This is a genomic window from Streptomyces sp. NPDC048664, assembly GCF_040650555.1.
Lineage (GTDB): Bacteria > Actinomycetota > Actinomycetes > Streptomycetales > Streptomycetaceae > Streptomyces.
In genome coordinates this window covers 362,250-381,417 of the sequence record NZ_JBEZHK010000003.1, presented here as the reverse complement: position 1 = coordinate 381,417, position 19,168 = coordinate 362,250, and the positions used below count along the sequence as shown (strand labels likewise).

At 73.6% G+C, this 19,168-nt stretch carries 15 protein-coding genes, 1 rRNA gene and 1 pseudogene; 12 read left to right on the top strand and 5 right to left on the bottom strand.

Going from position 1 to position 19,168, the window contains the following annotated elements:
• The 3 genes and pseudogenes from rrf to AB0C59_RS05400 form a co-directional block, all read left to right on the top strand.
• Positions 1-93, top strand: a 5S ribosomal RNA gene (rrf, locus tag AB0C59_RS05410); the annotation flags it as partial.
• 124 nt (positions 94-217) lie between these two features.
• A pseudogene (locus tag AB0C59_RS05405) lies at positions 218-1,162 on the top strand (hypothetical protein); the annotation flags it as partial.
• Positions 1,163-1,417: 255 nt separating this feature from the next.
• On the top strand, positions 1,418-2,254 hold the full coding sequence (locus AB0C59_RS05400) for a hypothetical protein (protein ID WP_363001278.1): 837 nt from the start codon (positions 1,418-1,420) through the stop codon (positions 2,252-2,254).
• Positions 2,255-2,315: 61 nt separating this feature from the next.
• Here the strand turns inward: AB0C59_RS05400 and AB0C59_RS05395 are convergent, their stop codons facing one another.
• The gene (locus tag AB0C59_RS05395) at positions 2,316-3,617 is read right to left on the bottom strand and encodes a DUF1015 domain-containing protein (protein ID WP_363001234.1); all 1,302 of its coding nucleotides are present in this window, start codon (positions 3,615-3,617) and stop codon (positions 2,316-2,318) included.
• Between the two features lie 72 nt (positions 3,618-3,689).
• Here AB0C59_RS05395 and AB0C59_RS05390 point away from each other — a divergent pair, with 72 nt between their 5' ends.
• The 4 genes from AB0C59_RS05390 (at position 3,690) to AB0C59_RS05375 (ending at position 7,804) form a co-directional block, all read left to right on the top strand.
• Positions 3,690-4,718: an HAD-IIA family hydrolase gene (locus AB0C59_RS05390; RefSeq protein WP_363001233.1), complete on the top strand. Its 1,029-nt coding sequence runs from the start codon at positions 3,690-3,692 to the stop codon at positions 4,716-4,718.
• A 67-nt stretch (positions 4,719-4,785) separates the two neighbouring features.
• Positions 4,786-5,829 (top strand): iron chelate uptake ABC transporter family permease subunit, encoded by a 1,044-nt coding sequence (locus AB0C59_RS05385; RefSeq protein ID WP_363001231.1) that lies wholly within the window; start codon positions 4,786-4,788, stop codon positions 5,827-5,829.
• An 8-nt stretch (positions 5,830-5,837) separates the two neighbouring features.
• Entirely contained in the window at positions 5,838-6,917 is a 1,080-nt protein-coding gene (locus tag AB0C59_RS05380) for an iron chelate uptake ABC transporter family permease subunit (RefSeq protein ID WP_363001276.1), read from the top strand.
• Entirely contained in the window at positions 6,914-7,804 is an 891-nt protein-coding gene (locus AB0C59_RS05375) for an ABC transporter ATP-binding protein (protein WP_363001229.1), read from the top strand. Before AB0C59_RS05380 ends, AB0C59_RS05375 begins: the two co-directional genes overlap by 4 nt.
• A gap of 3 nt (positions 7,805-7,807) precedes the next feature.
• On the opposite strand, the gene AB0C59_RS05370 is transcribed toward AB0C59_RS05375, so the two are convergent.
• Positions 7,808-8,155, bottom strand: coding sequence for an SCP2 sterol-binding domain-containing protein (locus AB0C59_RS05370; protein WP_363001227.1), 348 nt, complete (start codon positions 8,153-8,155; stop codon positions 7,808-7,810).
• Between the two features lie 52 nt (positions 8,156-8,207).
• Here AB0C59_RS05370 and AB0C59_RS05365 point away from each other — a divergent pair, with 52 nt between their 5' ends.
• The 5 genes from AB0C59_RS05365 to AB0C59_RS05345 all read left to right on the top strand — a co-directional run bounded on the left by AB0C59_RS05365 (position 8,208) and on the right by AB0C59_RS05345 (position 13,618).
• Complete coding sequence (locus AB0C59_RS05365; protein ID WP_363001225.1) at positions 8,208-8,510, top strand: hypothetical protein; 303 nt, start codon at positions 8,208-8,210, stop codon at positions 8,508-8,510.
• Between the two features lie 7 nt (positions 8,511-8,517).
• Complete coding sequence (locus AB0C59_RS05360; RefSeq protein ID WP_363001223.1) at positions 8,518-9,333, top strand: TlyA family RNA methyltransferase; 816 nt, start codon at positions 8,518-8,520, stop codon at positions 9,331-9,333.
• Positions 9,330-10,235 carry an NAD kinase gene (locus tag AB0C59_RS05355; RefSeq protein ID WP_363001221.1) on the top strand — a complete coding sequence of 302 codons (906 nt, stop codon included), beginning with the start codon at positions 9,330-9,332 and terminating at the stop codon, positions 10,233-10,235. Before AB0C59_RS05360 ends, AB0C59_RS05355 begins: the two co-directional genes overlap by 4 nt.
• Positions 10,236-10,581: 346 nt before the next feature.
• Positions 10,582-12,327, top strand: a complete 1,746-nt coding sequence (gene recN, locus AB0C59_RS05350; RefSeq protein ID WP_363001219.1) for a DNA repair protein RecN — start codon at positions 10,582-10,584, stop codon at positions 12,325-12,327.
• A gap of 154 nt (positions 12,328-12,481) precedes the next feature.
• Positions 12,482-13,618 (top strand): glycosyltransferase family 4 protein, encoded by a 1,137-nt coding sequence (locus AB0C59_RS05345; protein ID WP_363001217.1) that lies wholly within the window; start codon positions 12,482-12,484, stop codon positions 13,616-13,618.
• 133 nt (positions 13,619-13,751) lie between these two features.
• On the opposite strand, the gene AB0C59_RS05340 is transcribed toward AB0C59_RS05345, so the two are convergent.
• The 3 genes from AB0C59_RS05340 to AB0C59_RS05330 form a co-directional block, all read right to left on the bottom strand.
• On the bottom strand, positions 13,752-15,395 hold the full coding sequence (locus AB0C59_RS05340; RefSeq protein ID WP_363001215.1) for a PucR family transcriptional regulator: 1,644 nt from the start codon (positions 15,393-15,395) through the stop codon (positions 13,752-13,754).
• Positions 15,396-15,444: 49 nt separating this feature from the next.
• Positions 15,445-16,791 carry an FAD-binding oxidoreductase gene (locus AB0C59_RS05335; protein ID WP_363001213.1) on the bottom strand — a complete coding sequence of 449 codons (1,347 nt, stop codon included), beginning with the start codon at positions 16,789-16,791 and terminating at the stop codon, positions 15,445-15,447.
• Between the two features lie 185 nt (positions 16,792-16,976).
• The gene (locus tag AB0C59_RS05330) at positions 16,977-18,779 is read right to left on the bottom strand and encodes a glycoside hydrolase family 15 protein (RefSeq protein ID WP_363001211.1); all 1,803 of its coding nucleotides are present in this window, start codon (positions 18,777-18,779) and stop codon (positions 16,977-16,979) included.
• Positions 18,780-19,168: the final 389 nt, after the last annotated feature.

Sequence of the window (19,168 nt, the reverse complement as noted above, 5' to 3'; positions counted from 1 at the left end):
ACGCCCGGTTACATTTCGAACCCGGAAGCTAAGCCTTACAGCGCCGATGGTACTGCAGGGGGGACCCTGTGGGAGAGTAGGACGCCGCCGAACAATCTTTGGAGGACCCCTGGTCCCAGCGCACTCGCTGGGACCAGGGGTCCTTTCTTTTTTCCGGAGCGCGCCGGATACCCGGTTGCGCGAGAATGACTTTGCGGTACCGAAGACAGGAGTCACCATGTCCCCCAACTCTCCCGACGAGCGTCCTGAGCGCGACCAGCGCCGCCGGGACAGTGGTGACCGTGGTGGCTATCGCGGGGGCCCCCGCCGGGGCGACGACCGCCCCAGCTACGGCGGTCGCCGCGAGGACGACCGGGGCGGTCAGGGCCGGCGCGACGACCGGCGCGGGGACGACCGCGGCTTCCGCCGCGACGACCGTGGTGGGTTCCGACGCGACGATCGCCGTGACGACCAGCGCGGCGAGCGCGGCGGCTTCGGCGGCCGTGACGACCGGCGAGATGACCGCCGGGACGGCCGGCGCGACGACCAGCGCGGTGCCGACCACGGCGACCGTGGTGGCTTCCGTCGCGACGACCGCGACCGCGGGGCTCGTCCCGCCTTCCGCCGCGACGACCGCCCGAGTGGCCCGCGCCGCGATGACCGTCGTGACGACCGTGGTGGGTTCCGGCGTGACGGTGACCGTCCGGCCCAGCGCCGTGACGACGACCGACCCGGCTTCGCGAACCGCCGCGACGACCGCCCCAGCTTCGGCCGCCGCGACGACGACCGGCGCGGGGACGACCGGCGCGGGGACGACCGCGGCTTCCGCCGCGACGACCGAGGCGGACGCCCCGGCGGTTTCCGCGGACGCGATGACCGCCGTGACGACCGCCGCGATGACCGTGGTGGGTTCCGGCGTGACGGTGACCGTCCGGCCCAGCGCCGTGACGACGACCGCCCCGGCTTCGCGAACCGCCGCGACGACCGCCCCGGCTACGGCCGCCGCGACGACGACCGTCCCAGCTACGGGAACCGCCGCGACGACCGTCCCAGCTTCGGCCGCCGCGACGACGACCGGCGCGGGGACGACCGCGGCTTCCGCCGCGACGACCGCAGGGACGGCGAGCGCGGTGACCGTGCCGGCTACGGCCGCCGTGACGACCAGCGCGGCGAGCGCGGCGGCTTCGGCGGCCGTGACGACCGGCGAGATGACCGTCGGGACGACCGCGGTGGCTTCCGCGGACGCGACGACCGGCGTGGCGACGACCGTGGTGCTCGCGGCCCCCGCCGCGACGACCGGGGCGGCCGCCCCGGCGGCTACCGCGGACGGGACGACCGCCGCGACGACCGCGACCGCGGATACCGCCGTGACGACCGCGGCGGACGCCCCGGTGGCTTCCGCGAGGACCGCGACCCGAACCGTGAGCCGATCAAGCGCCTGCCGATCCCGCAGGACGTCACCGGCGAGGAGATCGACGGCGACGTACGCCAGCAGCTCCAGAGCCTGCCGAAGACGCTCGCCGAGGACGTCGCCAGGAACCTGGTGATGGTCGCCCGGCTGATCGACGAGGATCCCGAGCAGGCCTACGGCTACTCCCGGGTGGCGCTGCGTCTCGCGTCCCGTGTCGCCGCCGTGCGTGAGGCGGCCGGATTCGCCGCGTACGCCAACGAGAAGTACAGCGAGGCGCTCGCCGAGTTCCGTGCCGCCCGCCGTATGACCGGAAGCTCCGAGCTGTGGCCCGTCATGGCCGACTGCGAGCGGGGTCTGGGTCGGCCCGAGAAGGCGCTCGACATGGCCGGCGCCCCCGAGGTGCACAAGCTCGACAAGGCCGGCCAGGTCGAGATGCGGCTGGTCGCGGCCGGTGCGCGGCGGGACATGGAGCAGCTCGACGCCGCCATCGTGACTCTGCAGAGCCCGGAGCTCGCGTCCAACTCCGTCCAGCCGTGGACCGCTCGCCTGCGGTACGCGTACGCCGACGCCCTGCTGGCCGCCGGCCGCGAGGACCAGGCGCGCGAGTGGTTCGCCAAGGCCGTCGAGGCCGACAAGGACGGCAGCACGGACGCCTCCGACCGGCTCGCCGAGCTGGACGGGGTGGAGTTCGTGGACGCGCTCGGTGACCTCGACGAGAGCGACGACGCCGGCGAGGGCACGCCCGAGAACGACGTCGAGGTCGAGAACGACGACGACGAGGCTGACGGCGCCGGGGACGACGTCCCGGCGGAGGCGGAGAGCGCGGCCAAGGACGAGGCTCGGAACGAGGCCGCCGAAGGCTGAGCCGGCCATCCTCGGCAGGTGACGGGGCGGGATCCACATCCGGATCCCGCCCTGTTTTCCGTCAGAGCGAGCCGTGCGGCATCAGCATGCGCAGGACCAGGCCGGAAGCCGGCTTCGGGCCGAACGACGTCGACTTGCGGGGCATCGTCACGCCCTGCCGGGCCAGTTCCCGTACGACGTCCTCGCGGACGGGGTGCAGCAGCACGGCCGTGCCTCCGTCGCGCTCCGCCTTCTCGACGGTGGCGGCGGCGTCATGGATGTAGGCGATGTGCTCGGGGGAGTCGTCGGGGATGTTCCAGACATGGCCGAGCAGCGTGGCGTGCAGGACCGTGGCGTCCAGGGTGCGCCAGGCCTCCGGCCGGTCCGCCGGGACGGTGCGGGCCACGAGCTCGGGGGACGGCTCGTCCAGCAGATGGAAGGTGCCCTCGCCCGCGAGCAGGAACGCGGTGCCGGCGCAGGCGGCGTCGGCGAGTGCCTCCAGGGCCTGCGGCAGGGAGGCGTCCAGCTTCCGCACGCGGAACAGCCCCGTCACGGCGGACAGGGCGTCCGCCACGGGCAGCCGGTGCAGCAGCCGGTGGATCGCCCGGACCCGGAGCGGGTAGCGGACCGTGTCCACGAGGAGGACCAGACCGTAGTCCCAGGGGCTGGGCGAGGTGTGCTCCGCGCGAAGACGCAGGTACGTCGCCCAGCGGTGGTGGCCGTCGGCGATCAGGGCCTGGTGCCGCTTCAGGTCCGCCTCGATCTCGGCGAGTTCCGCGGGGTCCGTGACGGCCCAGAGACGATGGCTGAATCCGTCCTCCGTGGTCGTGCACAGCAGCGGCGGGCGCTCGGCCGTGCGTTCGATGACAGCCGTCGCCCCGGTGCCGGAGGTGTTGCCGCGATAGGTGAGCAGCAGCGGTTCGAGGTTGGCGGACGTCGCACGCATCAGGGCCGCGCGGTCGGCGACCACATGGGGCATCACGTCCTCGTGGGGGAGGACTACGCCGTCCGAGGGAGGGGAGACGCGCAGCGCGCCGATGACGCCGCGTTGCAGCAGTCCGCCGCCTCGCTGCTCGTAGACGTAGAGGCCGGGCTCGGCGTCGACCGTCAGGATGCCGTCGGCCAGCCAGCGGCGCAGCGTCTCGGCGGCCTGCTTGTTGCGTGCCGCCGGGTCGGACGCCTGGGGAAGGATCAGGCGGACGATGTTGTGCGGATCGGCCGATTCGAGCTGGTGCAGCCCGTCCGGCCGTACGACGACGTCGTACGGCGGCGAGGTGACGGCGGCGAGGCTGCCGACACGGTCGGGGTCGTAGCGCAGCCCTCGGAAGGGGGCCAGCTCCAGACCCGTGCGCGCCGGTACGTCCCCGGGACCTGCAGTGTTCATTGATGCATCGTAAGTGTGTCAGTGGCATGCGCGATGATCGGGGGAAAGCGAACGAACGAGGAGCGATGCGTAATGAGCCAGACCGTCAGGACGCGGCCCGAGGGCAGTGCGCGCCGCCTGAGCGAGGCCTACGACACGGCGCTGCTCGATCTCGACGGTGTGGTCTACGCGGGCGGGCGGGCGATCCCGCATGCCATGGAGTCGCTGGGAACCGCTCGCGAGCAGGGCATGCATCTGGCGTACGTCACGAACAACGCGTTGCGCACCCCCGACGCGGTGGCCGCGCATCTCACCGAGCTGGGGACGGCGACCGAGGCCTCGGACGTCATCACCTCGGCGCAGGCGGTCGCGCGGCTGATCGGCGAGCAGGTGCCGGCCGGGTCGCGGGTTCTGGTCGTGGGCGGTGAGGGGTTGCGGGTGGCGCTGCGGGAGCGGGGGCTGGTGCCCGTGGAGTCGGCCGACGACGAGCCTGCGGCGGTCGTGCAGGGCTACGGCGGGCCGGAGCTGGCCTGGGGCCGGTTCGCGGAGGCGTCGTACGCCATCGCGCGCGGGGTGCCGTGGTTCGCGTCCAACACGGATCTGACGATCCCGAGCGGGCGCGGTATCGCGCCGGGCAACGGCGCGGCGGTCGAGGTCGTGCGGATCGCCACGGGCGCCGAGCCGCAGGTGGCGGGCAAGCCGCAGCCGCCCATGCACCGGGAGACGATCCTGCGGACCGGCGCCGAGCGGCCCCTGGTGGTCGGGGACCGGCTGGACACGGACATCGAGGGCGCGTTCAACGGCGGTGTCGACTCGCTGCTCGTGCTGACCGGGGTGACGGACGGCGCCCAGCTGCTCGCCGCGCCCCCGCACCACCGTCCCTCGTACGTGGACGCGGACCTGCGCGGGCTGTCGGCCGGTCAGCCCGACGTCGTCGAGGCGGACGCCGGGTTCCGCTGCGGCGGCTGGACGGCGACGGCGTCCTCGGAGCGTCTGGAGCTGGCGGGCGAGGGGGAGCCGATGGACGGGCTGCGCGCGCTGTGCGCGGCGGCTTGGACGGCGGCCGGTGACGGTGTGTGCGAGCTGGAGAGCGGGAAGGCGTTGGCGCGACTGGGTCTGTGAGCCCGGCGGCCGGGCGGTGCGGGCGACGGCATCGAGCCCAGTGGCGAGGGTAGGCTAACCTAACCTTGTGTTGGTCGACAGTCCTCCCGAACCACGCGCGGAGACCGCCCCCGTGCCCCCAACCCGCTGGGCGATACGCTCCCTTGGCCTCCTCGCCTCCGTCGCGGTCCTCGCGCTCGTCGTGCTGGCCAGCATCGCGATCGGGGCCAAGGCCCTGTCCCCGGAGCAGGTCTGGCACGGTCTGTTCCACGATACGGGGACGTACGACGACGTCGTGGTCGGTGACCGGATCTCGCGTACGGTCCTCGGGCTGCTCGCCGGTGCCGCGCTCGGGCTCGCCGGCGCCGTCCTCCAGGCCCTCACCCGCAACCCCCTGGCCGACCCGGGGATCCTCGGCATCAACGCCGGCGCGTCCGCCGCGGTCGTCACCGCCATCACCTTCTTCGGCGTCACGAGCCTGAGCGGCTATGTGTGGTTCGCGTTCGCCGGCGCGGCGGTCGTGGGCGCGCTGGTGTGGTTCCTCGGCGGGAGCCGCGGCGCCACGCCGGTCAGGCTGGCGCTGGCCGGAACGGCGATCAGCGCCGCGCTCTACGGCTATCTCCAGGCCGTCATGATCACGGACGACGCGGCCCTCGACAAGATGCGCTTCTGGACGGTCGGCTCCATCGCCTCGGCCACCGACGCGACCATCACCCAGGTCCTGCCGTTCCTCGTGACGGGCACCCTGCTCGCCCTGGGTCTCGCCCGGCCGCTGAACGCCGTCGCCATGGGCGACGACACCGCGCGCGCCCTCGGCGCGAACCTCCCGCGCACCCGCGCCCTGTCCATGGTCGCCGCCACCCTGCTGTGCGGGGCCGCGACGGCCGCCTGCGGGCCGATCGTGTTCGTCGGGCTGATGGTGCCGCACGTCGTACGGTCCTTCACCGGCCCCGACATGCGCTGGATCCTGCCGTACGCGACCGTCCTGTCGCCCGTGCTGCTGCTCGGCGCCGACGTCCTCGGCCGGGTCGTCGCCCGGCCCGCCGAGATCCAGGTCGGCATCGTGACCGCGGTCGTCGGCGGCCCGGTCTTCATCTTCCTCGTACGACGGCGGAGGACGACGCAGCTGTGAAGGCCACCGTGAAGCCCAAGGCCACCCCCGCCCCGAGCCGGGCCCGCACCCTACGGCGCTCCCGCACCCTGCGCGCGCCCGGCGGACTCTCCCTGCGCCTGGACGTCCGCGCGGTCGTCGTCGCCGCCCTGCTCCTGGCCGCGGCCCTCGCCGCGGGCGTCGCCCTCGTCGGCACGGGCGACTTCCCCATCCCGGCCGGGGCCGTCCTCAGGACGCTGGCCGGGAACGGCGATCCGGGCCAGGAGTTCATCGTCACCGAACTGCGGCTGCCCCGCGCGCTCGTCGGCCTGCTCGTCGGCGCCTCGCTGGGACTGGGCGGCGCCCTGTTCCAGTCCGTCTCCCGCAACCCGCTGGGCAGTCCCGACGTCCTCGGCCTCGGACAGGGCTCGACGGCCGGCGCCCTGGTGATGATCGTGCTGTTCTCCGGGAGCGCCACCGAGGTCGCCGTGGGCGCGCTCGTCGGCGGCCTCGTCACCGGTGCCGCCATCCATCTGCTCGCCTGGAAACAGGGCGTGCACGGATACCGGCTGGTCCTGGTCGGCATCGGCGTCAGCGCCATCGCCTCGGCCGTCAACGGGTACCTGCTCACCAAGGCCGACCTGGTCGACGCGGCACGCGCGTACTCCTGGCTGACGGGTTCCCTGGCCGGACGCGACTGGGACCAGGTCTGGCCGCTGCTCGGGCTGTGCGCCGTCCTCGTCCCGCTGGTGCTCGGCAACGCCCGCGGGCTGCGCACGCTGGAGATGGGCGACGACGTCGCCTACGCCCTCGGGGTGCGCGTGGAACGCGTACGGCTGCTGCTGATGGTCTCCGCCGTGCTGCTCACCGCCGGTGCCACGGCCGCGGCCGGGCCGGTCGGGTTCGTGGCGCTGACCGCGCCCCAGCTCGCCCGCCGCCTGACCAGGTCGCCCGGACCGAACCTCGTGCCCTCCATGGTGATGGGCGCCGCCCTGCTGATCGTCGCGGACTGGCTCTCGCAGTGGCTCTTCGGCGCGGACCAACTGCCCGTCGGCGTGGTCACCGGCACCCTCGGCGGCGTCTATCTGCTGTGGCTGCTGGTCACCGAGCGCAGGGCGGGCCGTATATGAGCGGCGGGCCGCACACGAGCGCCGCGAACGGCGCCCGCAACGGGGTGGAAGCGAACGACAAGAGGAGCACCGTGAACCGTCTGCGCGCAGACAACGTCACTCTCGCCTACGACCAGCGCGTGATCGCCGAACAGCTGTCCGTTCAGATCCCCGACAACTCCTTCACCGTGATCGTCGGACCGAACGCCTGCGGCAAGTCCACGCTGCTGCGTGCCCTGTCCCGGATGCTCAAGCCGACCCGGGGACAGGTGCTCCTGGACGGCCAGGTCATCCAGTCGATGCCGGCGAAGAAGGTGGCGCGGACCCTCGGCCTGCTGCCGCAGACCTCCATCGCGCCCGACGGCATCACCGTCGGCGACCTCGTGGGCCGCGGCCGCTACCCGCACCAGGGCGTGCTGCGCCAGTGGTCGGGCGAGGACGAGAAGGTCGTCCAGGAGTCGATGGCGCGCACCGGCGTCGCCGAACTCGCCGACCGGTACGTGGACGAACTCTCCGGCGGGCAGCGCCAGCGCGTCTGGATCGCCATGGCGCTCGCCCAGCAGACCCCGCTGCTGCTGCTCGACGAGCCGACGACCTATCTCGACATCCAGCACCAGATCGACGTGCTCGACCTGTGCGCCGAACTGCACGAGGAGCACGGGCGCACGCTCGTCGCCGTGCTGCACGACCTCAACCACGCCGCGCGCTACGCCACCCATCTCATCGCCCTGCGCGACGGGAAGGTGATCGCCGAGGGCGCCCCCGGCGACATCGTCACCGCCGCGCTGGTCGAGAAGGTGTTCGGGCTGCGCTGCCAGGTCATCGAGGACCCGGAGACGGGCACCCCCCTGGTGGTGCCGGCGGCCCGCGCGAGCCGCGCACGGGTGCCGGTCCAGGGCCGTGCCTGAGCGCTACAGGAGCTTTCTGAGGCGGAACAGGTCCAGGACCGCCGCCTCCAGCTTCACCCTGCCCGAAGCCCAGGCCTTGGCGAAGTTCAGCTCGCCGTCGACCATCGCCACCAGGTCGTCGCCCGCCATGGCCAACCGGATCTGGGCCTTGTGCGGCGGCGGTCCCGAAACCGTGTCGAGCACCTCGATGCGGCCCTCCACGAGCCGGCCGACGAACGTGATGTCCAGGTCGGTGATACGGCAGCTGAGCGAGCGGTTCAGGGCCGCGGCGTCGCGTACGTCCCCGTCGGCGCCCGCCAGGTTGTCCGAGAGTGTGTCGAGTGCGCGGCGGCACTCCTGCATGGTCGCCATCGTGAGCGACGGTACCCCAGTGCTCGTCCGTGCTTCGAGGTAGCGTCGGGGCATGAGCGACACTGTGTCCGAGAGCGAGGCCCCCGTGGCGGACCCCGACGTCCCGCAGGGCCTCGCCCGGGAGCCGGAGGACGACCCCGCCGCGCCCTCGCCGCTGAACGTGCAGCGCACGCCCACCGGCAACGCGGAGGTCGACGCCCAGCTGCGGCGGCTGGCCGACGCCGACCACCTCGCCACCGACGGGCACGCGGAGGTGTACGAGGATGTACACAGGGGGCTGCGTGACGCGCTGACCGCGCTCGACGCCCGCCCGGGACCTCCGGCGCCCCCCTCGCACCACCGACACAGGAGCTGAACCGAACGTGGCAGGAGTCGCACGCCGCCGTCTGGACGCGGAGCTGGTGCGCCGGAAGCTGGCGCGCTCGCGCGAGCATGCCGGCCAGCTGATCGCGGCGGGCCGGGTCACCGTCGGCAAGACCGTCGCGACCAAGCCCGCCACCCAGGTGGAGACCGCGGCGGCCATCGTCGTGGCCCAGGACGACGGCGACCCCGACTACGTCTCGCGCGGCGGCCACAAGCTCGCCGGCGCGCTCGCGGCCTTCGTCCCCCAGGGCCTGGCGGTCACGGGCCGACGGGCCCTGGACGCCGGGGCGTCCACCGGGGGCTTCACCGACGTCCTGCTGCGCGCGGGCGCCGCCCATGTCGTCGCCGTCGACGTCGGATACGGACAACTCGCCTGGTCCCTGCGGAGCGATGAACGCGTCACCGTCAAGGACCGTACGAACGTACGGGAGTTGACGCTCGAAGCGATCGATGGGGAGCCTGTGGATCTTGTGGTGGGGGATCTGTCGTTCATCCCGCTCGGACTGGTCCTGCCCGCTCTGGTGCGGTGCGCGAAACCGGACACCGATCTGGTGATGATGGTCAAACCGCAGTTCGAGGTGGGGAAGGAACGGCTGGGCAGCGGCGGTGTCGTCCGCAGCCCGCAGCTGCGCGCGGAGGCCGTGTGCCAGGTGGCCGAACGGGCCGCGGAACTCGGGCTCGGCGTGAACGGCGTGACGGCCAGCCCGCTGCCCGGCCCGTCGGGCAATGTCGAGTACTTTCTGTGGCTGCGAGCCGGGGCACCCGCTCTGGACCCGGCCGACGTTGACCGTGCAGTGGCGGAGGGGCCGCGTTGACACAGAACCGAGCTCGTACAGTCTTCCTGCTCGCCCACACGGGGCGGCCCGCGGCCATCCGGAGCGCGGAACTCGTGGTCAAGGGACTGCTGAACTGCGGGATCGGCGTGCGCGTCCTCGCGGCCGAGGCGCAGGACCTGCCGCTGCCGGACGAGGTGCAGCTGGTCAAGGAGGCCACCCCGCAGTGCCTGGACGGCTGCGAACTGCTCATCGTGCTCGGCGGTGACGGCACGCTGCTGCGCGGCGCCGAGTTCGCCCGCGCCTCCGGGGTGCCGATGCTCGGCGTCAACCTCGGCCGGGTCGGCTTCCTCGCGGAGGCCGAGCGCGACGATCTCGACCGGGTCGTGGACCGGGTCGTGATGAAGGCCTACGAGGTCGAGGAGCGCATGACCGTCGACGTCGTCGTGCACAGGAACGGCGACATCGTGCACACCGACTGGGCGCTCAACGAGGCCGCCGTGCAGAAGGTCTCCGCGGAGAAGCTCCTGGAGGTCGTGCTGGAGATCGACGGCCGGCCGGTGACCGGGTTCGGCTGCGACGGCATCGTGTGCGCCACGCCCACCGGGTCGACGGCGTACGCCTTCTCGGCGGGCGGACCCGTGGTGTGGCCGGAGGTGGAGGCCCTGCTGATGGTGCCGATCAGCGCGCACGCGCTGTTCGCGAAGCCGCTGGTGACGTCGCCGGACTCGGTGCTCGCGGTGGAGGTGCAGCCGGACACCCCGCACGGGGTGCTGTGGTGCGACGGGCGCCGGATGGTGGAGCTGCCGGTGGGGGCGCGGGTGGAGGTGCGGCGGGGTGCGGTGCCGGTGCGGTTGGCTCGGCTGCACCATGCCTCGTTCACGGACCGGTTGGTCGCGAAGTTCGCGCTGCCTGTTTCCGGGTGGCGGGGGGCACCGCACTAGCGCTCCGCGCGAGGGCGGTGCGTCTGGACCTGCGGGTGAGTGGGGGGTTTTGCGCAGTTCCCCGCGCCCCTTGGGGGGTGGGGGCTGGGGTGTGTCTGGACCTGCGGGTGGGTGGGGCTTTTTGCGCAGTTCCCCGCGCCCCTGGGGAGGTGGGGCTTGGGGTGGTTGCGTGGTTCCCTGCGGTCCTGGGGAGGTGGGGCTTGGGGTGGTTGCGTGGTTCCCTGCGGTCCTTGGAGGGTGAGGGTGTTCGCTCGGCGGGGTGATATGGGGGGTTCGTGGCGGGTCCTTACCTGCAGGTTCGCCCCAGCGGGGCGGGTGGCGTCGCACGGTGGGCGGCCGACCTCGTATGGTCGTGTCCGTGTTGGAGGAGATGCGGATACGGTCGCTCGGGGTCATCGACGACGCGGTCGTGGAGCTGTCGCCCGGCTTCACCGCCGTGACCGGTGAGACCGGCGCGGGCAAGACCATGGTCGTCACCAGTCTCGGCCTGCTGCTCGGCGGCCGTGCCGACCCGGCGCTCGTGCGGATCGGGGCGAAGAACGCGGTCGTGGAGGGGCGGATCGCCGTGCCCGAGGGCGCCGCGGCCGCCGTACGCGCCGAGGAGGCCGGCGCCGAGCTCGACGAGGGGGCGCTGCTGATCAGCCGCACCGTGTCCGCCGAGGGACGTTCCAGGGCGCACCTGGGCGGGCGTTCCGTCCCCGTCGGCGTGCTCGCGGAGCTGGCCGACGAACTGGTGGCCGTGCACGGGCAGACCGACCAGCAGGGCCTGCTCAAACCGAACCGGCAGCGCCAGGCCCTGGACCGGTACGCCGGCGACGCGGTCGCCGTGCCGCTCACCAAGTACGCGCAGGCCTACCGGCGGCTGCGGTCCGTGGCCACCGAGCTGGAGGAGATCACCACCCGCGCCCGGGAACGGGCCCAGGAAGCCGATCTGCTGCGCTTCGGGCTCGACGAGATCGCGGCCGTGGAGCCGAGGACCGGCGAGGACCTGGAACTGGCCGAGGAGGCGGAGCGGCTCGGACACGCGGAGGCGCTCGCGTCCGCCGCGACGGCCGCGCACGCCGCCCTGGCGGGCAACCCGGAGGACCCCGAGAGCATCGACGCGGCCACGCTGGTCGCGGGCGCCCACCGCGCCCTGGAGGCAGTGCGGTCGCACGACCCGGCGCTGGCGGCGCTGGCCGACCGGATCGGCGAGGTCGGGATCCTGCTCGGCGACGTGGCCGGTGAGCTCGCCGGGTACGCCGACGACCTGGACGCCGACCCGCTGCGGCTGACGGCCGTGGAGGAACGGCGCGCGGTGCTGAACGCCCTGATCCGCAAGTACGGCCAGGACGTGGGCTCCGTCCTGGAGTGGGCCGAGCAGGGGGCCGCGCGGCTCACCGAGCTGGACGGCGACGACGACCGGGTCGAGGAGCTGACCGCCGAGCGGGACGGGCTGCGGACCGAGCTGGGCGACCTGGCCCAGGCGCTGTCGAACGCCCGCACGGACGCGGCCGAACGGTTCGCCGCCGCCGTCACCGCGGAACTGTCCTCCCTCGCCATGCCGCACGCACGCGTGTCGTTCGACATCCGGCAGACCGAGGACCCCGAGGGCGTCGAGGTCGGCGGACGCGCGGTCGCGTGCGGGCCCTCGGGCGTCGACGAGGTCGAACTGCTGCTGGCACCCCATCCCGGCGCACCGCCCCGGCCCATCGCCAAGGGCGCCTCCGGCGGTGAGCTCTCCCGTGTGATGCTCGCCGTGGAGGTGGTCTTCGCGGGGACGGACCCCGTGCCCACCTACCTCTTCGACGAGGTCGACGCGGGCGTCGGCGGCAAGGCGGCGGTCGAGATCGGCCGGCGCCTGGCCCGGCTCGCGAAGACCGCGCAGGTCGTGGTCGTCACCCATCTGCCGCAGGTGGCGGCGTTCGCCGACCGGCAGCTGCTGGTGGAGAAGACGAACGACGGCTCGGTGACCCGTTCCGGTGTGAAGGTGCTCGAAGGCGAGGACCGCGTCCGTGAACTGTCCCGGATGCTGGCGGGCCAGGAGGACTCCGAGACGGCCCGAGCCCACGCGGAGGAACTGCTGGCGACGGCCCGGACGGACCGCCCCTGAGGGCTGTCCCGGGTCACGCCGGGCTCCCGGTCCTGGCATGCTTGGCTCGGCCCGGCGCACCAAGCCGGGCATGTCGCGCGGTCCACCCCTGCCGCGTGATCCTTCTGTACGTTTCTTCGTGACCGTCCGACGCCGAACCAGGAGCCCCGGCCACGTGAGCCTCGCGAGCAGCCACTCACCGCACGGCCGGTCGCCGCTGCGCACCGTGCAGGTGCTCGGCGGGGGCAGCGCCGGCAGCAGCGCCCATGTGCGCACGCTGACTTCGGGACTGGTCGCCCGGGGCGTGCAGGTCACCGTGTGCGCCCCCGCCGAGGCCGAGCACGCCTACGACTTCACCGGCGTCGGCGGACGGCACGTCCCGGTGTCCCGCAGCACGGACCCCACGGCGCTGGCCGCCCTGCGCGTCGCCTGCGGGGACGCCGACCTGGTGCACGCGCACGGGCTGCACGCCGGGCTGCGCGCCGTGCTCGCGCTCAGCGGCCGCCGCGTCCCCCTGGTCGTCACCTGGCACACCCGGGCGCACGCCGAAGGAGCCCGCGCCCATCTGGTGCGGCTGCTCGAACGCCGGGTGGCCAGAGCCGCGTCCGTGGTCCTCGGCACGTCGTCCGACCTCGTCGACCGGGCCCGCCGTCGCGGCGCCCGGGACGCCCGGCTCGCCGCGGTGTCGCTGCCCGGGCCGCGTGCCGCCGTGGACCGCGACGACCAGGAGGGTCCGGGCACCAAGGTCCGCGCCGAACTCGGGGCCGTCGGCCGCCCGTTGCTCATCGCCGTCGGCACCCTGGACCGGCATCGCGGCTACGACGTCCTGCTGGACGCCGCGCGCGCCTGGCGCGACCTCGATCCTCAGCCGCTGGTCGTGATCGCGGGGGAGGGGACACTGCGGACGGTGCTGCGGCGGCGTATCGAGGACGAGGAGCTGCCCGTACGGCTGCTGGGGCGGCGCGCGGACGCCGGTGAACTGCTCGCCGCGGCGGATCTGGCGTTGCTGCCCAGCAGCTGGGAGTCCCGGTCCGTGCTGGCGCAGGAGGCCCTGCACGCCGGGGTGCCGCTGGTCGCGACCGATGTCGGGGGCATGCGGGAGCTGGTGGGGGACGCGGCGGAACTCGTCCCGTACGGCGACGCGGGGGCACTGGCCGCCGCGGTGGTGCGCCTGCTCGGGGACGCCGGGCGGCGGGAGGAGCTGCGGCGGCTGGGGGGTCGGCAGGCCGCGGGGTGGCCGACCGAGGACGAGACGGTGGCGCAGGTGCTCAGTGTCTACGACGAGTTGACCCGGGTGTTGCCGTACGCGTAGCGCCGCGCGCGGCCGGGCGGCTTTCCGGTGCGGTGCGTTGTTCGGCCGCGGGCGCGTGGTGGGTTGTGCGCGGTTCCCCGCGCCCCTGACGGTGGGGGCTTGAGGCGTTGCGCGGTTCCCCGCGGCCCCGGACTCAGGGGACGTGGCGGCGGGCTCTCAGGGCCAGGCTCAGGGTGAGGACCGTCTGGGGGTCGTCGAGGTCGGTGCCCAGCAGTTCGGCGATGCGGGCCAGGCGGTTGTAGAGGGTCTGGCGGTTGAGGTGGAGCTCGCGGGCCGTTTCCGCCTTGCGGCCCGCGTGGGCCAGATAGGTCTCCAGCGTGGGCAGCAGCGGTGGCTTCGAGCGGTGGTCGTGGTCGCGCAGCGGGCCGATCGCGCGCTCCACGAAGGCCGCCAGGTCCGGATGGTCGCGCAGCCGCCACAGCAGCAGGTCGATGTCGAGACGCCGGGCGTCGTACCAGGGATGCTCCGGCAGCCCCTGCGCCGCCGTCGCCGTCTCCGCCGCGTGCCGCAGGCCCGCCGACGCCGCCGCCCAGCCTCCCGCGGCGGCGACCACCACGACCGGCGGCCGGGCCCCGGGCCGGTGCATGCCCGCGCGTTCCACTCCCGCCCGCAGCGCCGTGGCCACCCGGTCGGCGACCGCCGGACCCTCCGCCTCCGCGCGCAGCCCCAGCAGCAGAGGGACCCGGCCCTCCACCGGGCGTACGCCGAGCAGCACCGGCACGCCGACCGAGGCGAGCTCCTCCGCCACCGCCCGTGCCAGGACCGCCCAGCCACCGCCGCCCGGCGACATCCCGTCCGCCAGGCGCATCACCACCGGGAGCAGCGGGCCGGAACCCGGCCGGAACCCGAGCACCCGGGCCTGCGCGGGCGCGTCCTCGGCGGCGATGCGGCCCTCCGCGAGGTCGGTGAGGAAGTCGCCCCGCCCGCGTGCCGCCAGCTCCTCCTCCTGCCGGGCCTGCATCAGGACCACGGCCAGGATGCCCGCCGCCCGCTCGGCGGCCATCCGGTGCACGGGGGTCATCGGCGCGCTGACCGGCAGCAGCACCAGCCGGGCCCGTACCGAACCCGCGCCGCCCGGACCGCCGCCGGGGACGTCCACGAGGGTCGTGCCGGCCGGGGGTTCGTCCTGGTGCTGGTCGCGCAGCCCCTCCCACACCTGGAGCGGGTCGGTGTCCGCGGGCCCGGTGCCGGTCGCGTACAGCAACTGGCCGTCGGGGGTCTCCAGGAACACCGGGTTGCCGCAGAAGTCGGACAGGATGCCGAGGACCTGCGGTACCCCGCCGCCGCCGAGCAGCGCCTCGGTGCAGCGCCGGTGCACCTCCTCGGCCCTCTGGAGCAGGGCGTAGTGGCCGTTGACGATCTCGGTGTGGATCTCTTCGGTGACCGCCACGAACGGCACCTCGCGGTGCAGCTGGACGAGCGGCAGCCCGGCGGCCCGGGCCGTCTCGACCAGGGCGGCGGGCAACCGGGAGAAACGCGGGCCCAGTTCCACCACCAGCGCCGCGATGCCGCGTTCGGCCAGGGTGCGGACGAACGCGCGCTGCTCGGCGGGGCGGGTGCCGAGGCCGTAGCCCGTGGTCAGGAGCAGCTCGCCGCCCTTGAGGAGCGAGGCGATGTTCGGGACCTCGCCCGCGTGCACCCAGCGCACGGTGCGGCTGAGCCGGTCGGCGCCGGCCAGCACCTCCGGCAGCCCGCCGCGCAGCCCGGGCAGCTCCAGGGCCCGCTGCACGGTGATCCCGGTGCCCTGGGTGTTCTGCGGGGGGAAACGGCTGTCCATGCGGCGACGCTACCTGTGCCGGAGCTCCGGGCGCACCGTCGGGCGGTGGTCAGGCGGGCCTGACGTTGTGGTTGTAGCGGAACACGTTGTCCGGGTCGTACCGCCGTTTGACGCGTTCCAGGCGGGCGAGGGTCCCGGTGTCCAGACCGGCCACCAATCGGTCCCCGCCCGTGTCCGCGACGGGCGCCGCGTACACCGCCCCCGTCCGCCAGGGACGCACGTCGTCGTGGACGGCGTCGGCCCACCGCAGCGCGCGCTCGTCGTCCGCCGGGTCCGCCCAGGCGCCGAGCGGGTGCGCGCTCCACGCCGCGTCCTGGCAGGGGGCGGGGTGCCCGGCTGGCCCGTGGGCGAGGGCGCCGCCCAGCGGGAACAGCGCGTACCGGCAGTACGTGGGCGCGGGCATCGCGGCGGCGCGGGCGCAGAAGAGGTCGGCCAGCTCGTCCGGCAGAGCGGTCAGATGTGCGGCCGATCCGTGGCCGCGCAGTCCTGGCGGGACGTCGAGCAGCCGACGGACACCGGGGTACGGCATCGGGGAGACGATCGCGGCCCGGTGCGGCAGCGCCGACAGCGGCCGGATCAGTGCGCGCAGGTCCGCCACGGCGCCCGCGTAGGTGACGAGCACACCGCACACCGGTGACCACGGCCGGTCCGCCGTGTACAGCACCGCGCCGCCGAGCCGTGCGGGGCCGGCCTCGACGAGGTCGCGGTAGGCCCGAACCGCCTCGGGGGCCGTCGCGGGCGGGAACGTCAGCAGGGCGGCCGAGAACGCGGGGAGTTCGTGCAGCCTGAGCGTGAGCGCGGTGGCGATGCCGAAGTTCCCGCCGCCGCCGTGCAGGGCCCAGAAGAGGTCGGGCTCCTGCTCGGGGGTCGCCGCGACCGTGTCGCCGTCGGCGGTCACCACGTCCACGGCGAGCAGGGCGTCGGCGGCGAGGCCGAAGGGCCGGTCCAGCCAGCCGGTGCAGCCGCCGAGCACGGTGCCGGCGACCCCGGTGGCCGAGAACCGGCCAGCGCCGGCCGCGAGGGCGTGGCGCAGGGTGGCGCGGTCCAGTTCCGCGGTCAGGGTGCCGCCGCCGAGCCGTACCGAGGGGGAGCGCGGGTCGACCGCGACGGTCCGCATCCGGCGCAGGTCCACGACGAGGCCGTTGTCGCACACCGCCGTGCCGGTGACGCTGTGGCCGCCGCCGCGGACGGCGATCTTCAGATCCAGTTCCCGGGCGAACCGTACGGCCCGGACGACGTCCGGGGTGCCCTCGCACTGGGCGATCACCGCCGGGTGCCGGTCGATGCGGGCGTTGAACACCGCCCGCGCCTGGTCGTAGCCGGGGTCACCGGGGGCGAGGACGTCGCCGTCCAGCTCCCGACGCAGTCCGCTCAACGCCGCCGCGGCCTTCCCCACGCCAACGGCCCCTTCCACGAGACCCCGACTCCAGGGTAGGCAACACCCCCCGGCCCGCGCCCCTCCTCAGGCCGCATACGGCAGCGTGGTGACCGTCCGCGCAGTTCCCCGCGCCCCTTATCAGGGGCGCGGGGAACTGCGCGAGATCTGTGGCGGTGCCGCACCCGGCCGGCCCCGCCCGCGGTTCACCCGCCATACGCTCCGGACGCCGTCAGCCGAAGCGCCGTGTCGATCAGCGGCACATGGCTGAACGCCTGCGGGAAGTTGCCCACCTGGCGCTGGAGCCGCGGGTCCCACTCCTCGGCGAGCAGCCCGAGATCGTTGCGCAACGCCAGCAGCTTCTCGAACAGCTTGCGCGCCTCGTCGACGCGCCCGATCATCGCCAGATCGTCCGCCAGCCAGAAGGAGCAGGCGAGGAAAGCCCCCTCGTCGCCCGGCAGCCCGTCCACGCCCTCCTCCTCACCCGAGGTCGGGTAGCGCAGGATGAACCCGTCCGCCGTGGAGAGCTCCCGCTGGATCGCCTCGATCGTGCCGATCACCCGCTTGTCGTCCGGCGGCAGGAACCCCATCTGCGGGATCAGCAGCAGCGAGGCGTCCAGTTCCCTGGAGCCGTACGACTGGGTGAAGGTGTTGCGCTCCTTGTCGTAACCCTTCTCACACACGTCCCGGTGGATGTCGTCGCGCAGCTCGCGCCACTTCTCCAGGGGCCCGTCCGCGTCCCCGGACTCCAGCAGCTTGATCGTGCGGTCGACCGCGACCCAGGCCATGACCTTGGAGTGCACGAAGTGGCGGCGCGGCCCGCGCACCTCCCAGATGCCCTCGTCCGGCTCGTCCCAGTGCTGCTCCAGGTAGCGGATCAGCTTGAGCTGGAGCAGGGACGCGTAGTCGTTGCGCGCCAGGCCCGTCATATGGGCCAGGTGCAGCGCCTCCGTGACCTCTCCGTACACGTCCAGCTGCAACTGGTGCGCGGCGCCGTTGCCCACCCGCACCGGCGCCGAGTTCTCGTAGCCCGGCAGCCAGTCCAGCTCGGCCTCGCCCAGTTCCCGCTCGCCCGCGATGCCGTACATGATCTGCAGGTTCTCGGGGTCGCCCGCCACCGCCCGCAGCAGCCACTCGCGCCAGGCGCGGGCCTCGTCGCGGTAGCCGGTGCGCAGCAGCGAGGAGAGGGTGATCGCGGCGTCCCGCAGCCAGGTGTAGCGGTAGTCCCAGTTGCGTACGCCGCCGATCTCCTCCGGCAGGGAGGTCGTCGGCGCGGCCACGATGCCGCCCGTCGGCGCGTACGTCAGGGCCTTCAGGGTGATCAGCGAGCGCACCACGGCCTCACGGTAGGGACCGTGGTACGTGCAGTGGTCCACCCACTCGCGCCAGAAGTCCTCGGTCGCCGTCAGCGACTGCTCGGGCTCCGGCAGCGCCGGGGGGTTCTTGTGCGAAGGCTGCCAGGAGATCGTGAAGGCGATCCGGTCACCGGGCGCGACCGTGAAGTCCGCGTAGGTGGTCAGCCCCTTGCCGTACGTCTCGGACTGTGTGTCGAACCACACGGAGTCCGGGCCGGCCACGGCCACCGTCCGCCCCTCGTGCTTGTGCACCCAGGGCACAACCCGCCCGTACGAGAACCGCATGCGCAGCGCGGAGCGCATCGGCACCCGGCCGGTGACGCCCTCCACGATCCGGATCAGCTGCGGGGCGCCGTCACGCGGGGGCATGAAGTCGATGATCCGGACCGTGCCGCGCGGGGTGTCCCACTCGGACTCCAGGATCAGCGACTCCCCGCGGTAGGAGCGCCGGGTGGCCGCCGGCGGCCCGGCGTCCGGCGCGTGGGCCGGGCCCAGCCGCCAGAAGCCGTGCTCCTCGGTGCCGAGCAGCCCCGCGAAGACCGCATGGGAGTCGAACCGGGGCAGGCACAACCAGTCCACGGTGCCGTCCCGGCAGACCAGCGCCGCGGTCTGCATGTCTCCGATGAGTGCGTAGTCTTCGATGCGCCCGGCCAATGCAACTCCAGTCGAACGGCCACGTCGCCCACGAGGGGCGGTCGCTCTTTGCGGTCTTGGGGTCAATGGGGTCGGTGAGAAGGTCGTCGCTCACCCGCTCATTCGGAAATGAAGCGGTCGATGTTCAACGAACCGACAAGCCCTTGTTGTTCCGGTGACAGACGGGGGTGGTGTCGTTTTCCGGTTCTGCTCGGCACAGAGTGTCCGAGCAGGATACGACGCACCTCGATGATCCGCGTGCCCCGAAGGACAACGCGAGTGCGCCGAACGAGTGGGCCAAGGGTGAAGGTCCGGTGACTGTCTCGATCTGTGCGCGGAGCGTGGCCGGAAGCAGCCCCTCTCGGGCGCTGATACGCTGGTAGCCCGTGGACCGGTGGGAGAAAAACCCC